Raw genomic sequence first — 3,876 nt, 5'->3', positions numbered from 1 at the left:
TCTCAGTAAAATTGAGCCACTGGAAGCCAAGAACTTTAACTTATTGCTGACCTTTCCAGATGGTCATAAGCTGCTCGTAAAGCAGGAGCGACATAACCAGGAAGGGAAAGCCGCTGGTGAGTTTTTGAATGAATGGCGAATTCAAGAATTCTTACAGAAATTTCCAGAACTTGCTAACCTCCGCTCTTTGATACCAGAGGTGCTGCATTTTGATGGGGAGAATTCCATTATGGTTTTCCGCTATCTCGATGACTATCGGGATTTAATGGATTTCTACGCCAAGGAAAATATCTTTCCTACAGAAGTTGCTGCCACCATCGGCACCCTTTTAGGAAAAATCCATCATCATACATTTAATCGTAAAAACTATCAAGATTTATTCTCTACCGAAACCGATAATCAAACCACTGACCAAGTGCCTAGATTAGTTAACAGTTTAGAACGAATTGGTCCGGAGATTTTTGGTGCGGTACCTGCTGACGGGCTGAAATTCTTTGCCCTTTATCAACGATACGATAGTTTAGGGCAAGCGATCGCACAACTAGGCAATGGTTTTGCCCCCTGCTGTCTGACCCACAATGACCTAAAGCTAAATAATATCCTTCTGCACCAAGATTGGGAGCATGAGAGTACCAGCATTGTCAGGCTAATTGATTGGGAGCGCTGTAGTTGGGGAGACCCAGGGTTTGATTTAGGAACACTGATCAGTAGCTATGTCCAAATCTGGCTGAGTAGCCTGGTTATCAGTAAGTCTTTAAGTATTGAAGAATCCCTAGGTTTAGCCATGACCCCCTTGGAACAGCTCCAGCCTTCCATTGCTGCCCTAACTAAAGGGTATTTTGAAACCTTTCCAGAAATTTTAGAACACCGACCTGATTTTTTGCGGACAGCAGTGCAATTTACCGGTTTTGGTTTGATTCAACGGATTCGGGCGATGATTGAGTACCAAAAATCCTTTGGTAATGCCGGGATTGCCATGCTTCAGGTTGCCAAGACCTTGTTGTGTCGTCCAGAAAAATCCATGCCCACAATTTTTGGCCCTGCTATTGCTGAATTAATTCAACTCAGTCCTTCCGCTGTTTAAGACACTTATAGCGTTTTTCATAGCTATGAGGTACACAGGATTTTTTCCCTACTCCCTACTCCCTACTCCCTACTCCCTACTCCCTACTCCCTACTCCCTACCAAAGCATGATCCAACTACTTGATTCTAGAGAAATTCAACTATCCCAAGTCGCCAATCAGCAATTACTAGATGTTCTAGACGATATTGTTAACAAAGTAAAAATCCAATCAGACTTCTCTATTCACCATTCAGATTACAAACCGTTGGAAATTCCAGCCGAAGCTGTGGAACGTTTTCAACGGATGCCCGAAGAGATGCAGCAAAAATATATCAGTCTGCAACTGCGGAGTTTTCTCTATGGTATTTATTACAATGGCTCAATGCGAGATACTCTCGCACCGGAAGCAGATACTGAAGCTGCGCCACTAGACCTAGAGAACAATACCATCCTGGGAGTAGATGTGGGATTTTATCAGCGACTCCACGACAGCAATAGTGGCAAAGGCTACTTTGACCCTGGTTGGTCTGTTCTCAGAGAAGAAAGTGATGGCACTTTGGCTGTGACTAAGGGAGGATTGAGGCTGCATATTGAACGGGAGCAGCATCTGCCAGCATCCCAGCAATCTGCCACCGTCGGGGATTCAGTAGCAATCCGTATGCCTAAGAATTTGGTGCAAAATGGCTTTTATATGGCCGTTGGCAATCTAGAAGCAAATCGTCCGCAAACAGACCAGTCAGTGACTGTGCGAATTTACTTCAACTTGACTCCTGACGGTGCAGTTGCCGTAATGGGTAGCTTAACCCAACAGCTGAACGACATGGAAATTCCGTTCCACTTTAAAGTTTTGTACAATCCCAAGGACTACGAACGACACGATTCGGGGGTACTCTACTTTGATAAGCGTAACTATGACGCTGTTGAGGGAGTTTTAAAGACTGTTTATACAGAGCACCAATCTCATTTTCAGCCAGATGTTCCCCTATTTACCATGGAGCTAGCACCAGGTTTGGGGTTAGCAGAAGAACCAGACCAAAAATTTGCCGAACAGGAAAGCTTTGGCATGAATCGCTGTCAGATTGTGGCCAATGGGTTGTTGGAAGCTTGGCATCAAGGGGATGATTCCACTGAAGGAAGGATGAAGGCTATCCTTGGGCAATTTTCTACTGTGGGGATTGACTTGGAGCGTGTTTATCTGAATGCCAATTCTGAAGATATTTACACATCATTAAATTTCTCTTAGTCGAAGTAATCAAAAATTAAACCTTTTTTGGATCTACCGAACCTAGTATGCATAAAAACGCTGAAATTACCACTAAATATGATTGGGTATTATATTTATAATAAATCATTTTATCAAGAACTAAAACTCCCGCCCCATAAGGATTATAATAATTAGTTTTTCAAAGTTTTACATAGCCAGTTCGGTAGAGCCTAAAAAAAAAGGTTTACTTATGACATCAATAAAATAAAAAAAACTAAACCAACTCAATTAATCCAAGTATGATTCAAACAGAGATCAAAAATTACTAATTGATTCCTATAGCAATCCTAAATTAATTGTGATAATTTTTATTCCCTACTCCCTACTCCCTGCCTCACTTGGGTAGGTTTTTTACATTTGGGCGACTACGTACTGGCACTCTTGTTGAAATTTCGCCAAATATGTCTGTCGGAAAATCTCCCAGAATTTCCACCGATTACCGACCCATCTCCCGCTCTTCCCCTCCTGGTCGGGGTTAGGGGTGGGTTCCGATTACCCATTCCCCATTCCCCATTCCCCATTCCCCATTCCCCATTCCCCATTCCCTATTACCTATTACCTATTACCTATTACCTATTACCTATCTCCAAAGTAAAAAACCTACCCTTGTCAGCTACTCCCTGCTCCCTGCTTCCTACTCCCTACTCCCTACTCCCTACTCCCTGCTCTCTGTTCCCTGCTCCAATGCCTTGGAAGCGATCGCAAACTACTCTGGAATTCTCGATGCTGGGTTTGAGGTAATCCCCGTGAAGCCTTTCCCAGTGGATACAGTAGGGGGTAATCCAATTCTTTTGTTAATTTAATTATAATAAGGTAAATGTTGACTGTATCAACCTAGGACGAAAGTGCCTTAGGCAATTGAAAACTGCTAGAACCTAATCTTAGTCTTGTAGTCCAAGAGTAGTCTTGGGCTTTTTTTTATGGTTTTTCTCAGTTTCAATAGTTTTGTGGACATAACTAGTTTAGTTGATTCTGTAAATTAGAGAGAGGTTAACTATAAGAGTACTGGTATAGGTTAATTGTGAGCTATTCATAGGTTTAGTAGCAGGTGAGTACCTCTAATTTAGTGACAAAAGTGTTTTTGGTTTAGCATCAATAAGCTCTCAAAATACTAGACACACAAAAATAATTTGAATAGGATTAAAACAGGAATCAAAAATTACTACTTGATTCCTGGTAAAGAACACAGATTCATTAGTGGAGAAAAACTCAAATGGCTAACATCAAAGTTAATGACATCAAACCTGCTGGTGCTGAATTGTTTGCTGATTCAGAAACTTTCCTATATACACTAAGTGATGATTCTGTAGATTATATTTATGGAGGTCTACGGAGTGGCGCTGTAACTAATAGTGGTTCTTGTGCAAGGTCATGTGGTGGTGGTTGCTTCGCGATGGGACAACTAGCAGTTCTATAAAATGGTAATTTATTAACCATTTGCATTATAGTTCGTTTAGGGAAACTGGGAGCTATCATTAGATATATTTACTCCCATTTTTCCTATTTATTATACAGAATATGGAGGCTATTTATGATCATAAAATTAAG

At 41.3% G+C, this 3,876-nt stretch carries 4 protein-coding genes; all 4 read left to right on the top strand.

Features of this window, described 5'->3' with window-relative positions; translation table 11 throughout:
- The coding region (locus F6K37_RS19950) for a phosphotransferase family protein (protein ID WP_287251697.1) at positions 1-1,084 on the top strand (1,084 nt) is incomplete at its 5' end.
- 107 nt (positions 1,085-1,191) lie between these two features.
- Complete coding sequence (locus F6K37_RS19945) at positions 1,192-2,307, top strand: T3SS effector HopA1 family protein (protein ID WP_287251696.1); 1,116 nt, start codon at positions 1,192-1,194, stop codon at positions 2,305-2,307.
- 378 nt (positions 2,308-2,685) lie between these two features.
- Entirely contained in the window at positions 2,686-3,069 is a 384-nt protein-coding gene (locus tag F6K37_RS19940; RefSeq protein WP_287251694.1) for a hypothetical protein, read from the top strand.
- A 472-nt stretch (positions 3,070-3,541) separates the two neighbouring features.
- Positions 3,542-3,745: a hypothetical protein gene (locus F6K37_RS19935; RefSeq protein WP_287251693.1), complete on the top strand. Its 204-nt coding sequence runs from the start codon at positions 3,542-3,544 to the stop codon at positions 3,743-3,745.
- Positions 3,746-3,876 lie beyond the last annotated feature (131 nt).

The sequence above is a fragment of the Moorena sp. SIO4E2 genome (assembly GCF_010671945.1).
GTDB lineage: Bacteria > Cyanobacteriota > Cyanobacteriia > Cyanobacteriales > Coleofasciculaceae > Moorena > Moorena producens.
The sequence above is the reverse complement of the archived record's forward strand: the minus strand, read 5'-3'. Positions and strand labels throughout refer to the sequence as shown.

Coding starts and splice junctions, on each gene's coding strand:
- F6K37_RS19945 (WP_287251696.1), top strand. CDS start 1,192: ATGATCCAACTACTTGATTCTAGAGAAATTCAACTATCCCAAGTCGCC.
- F6K37_RS19935 (WP_287251693.1), top strand. CDS start 3,542: ATGGCTAACATCAAAGTTAATGACATCAAACCTGCTGGTGCTGAATTG.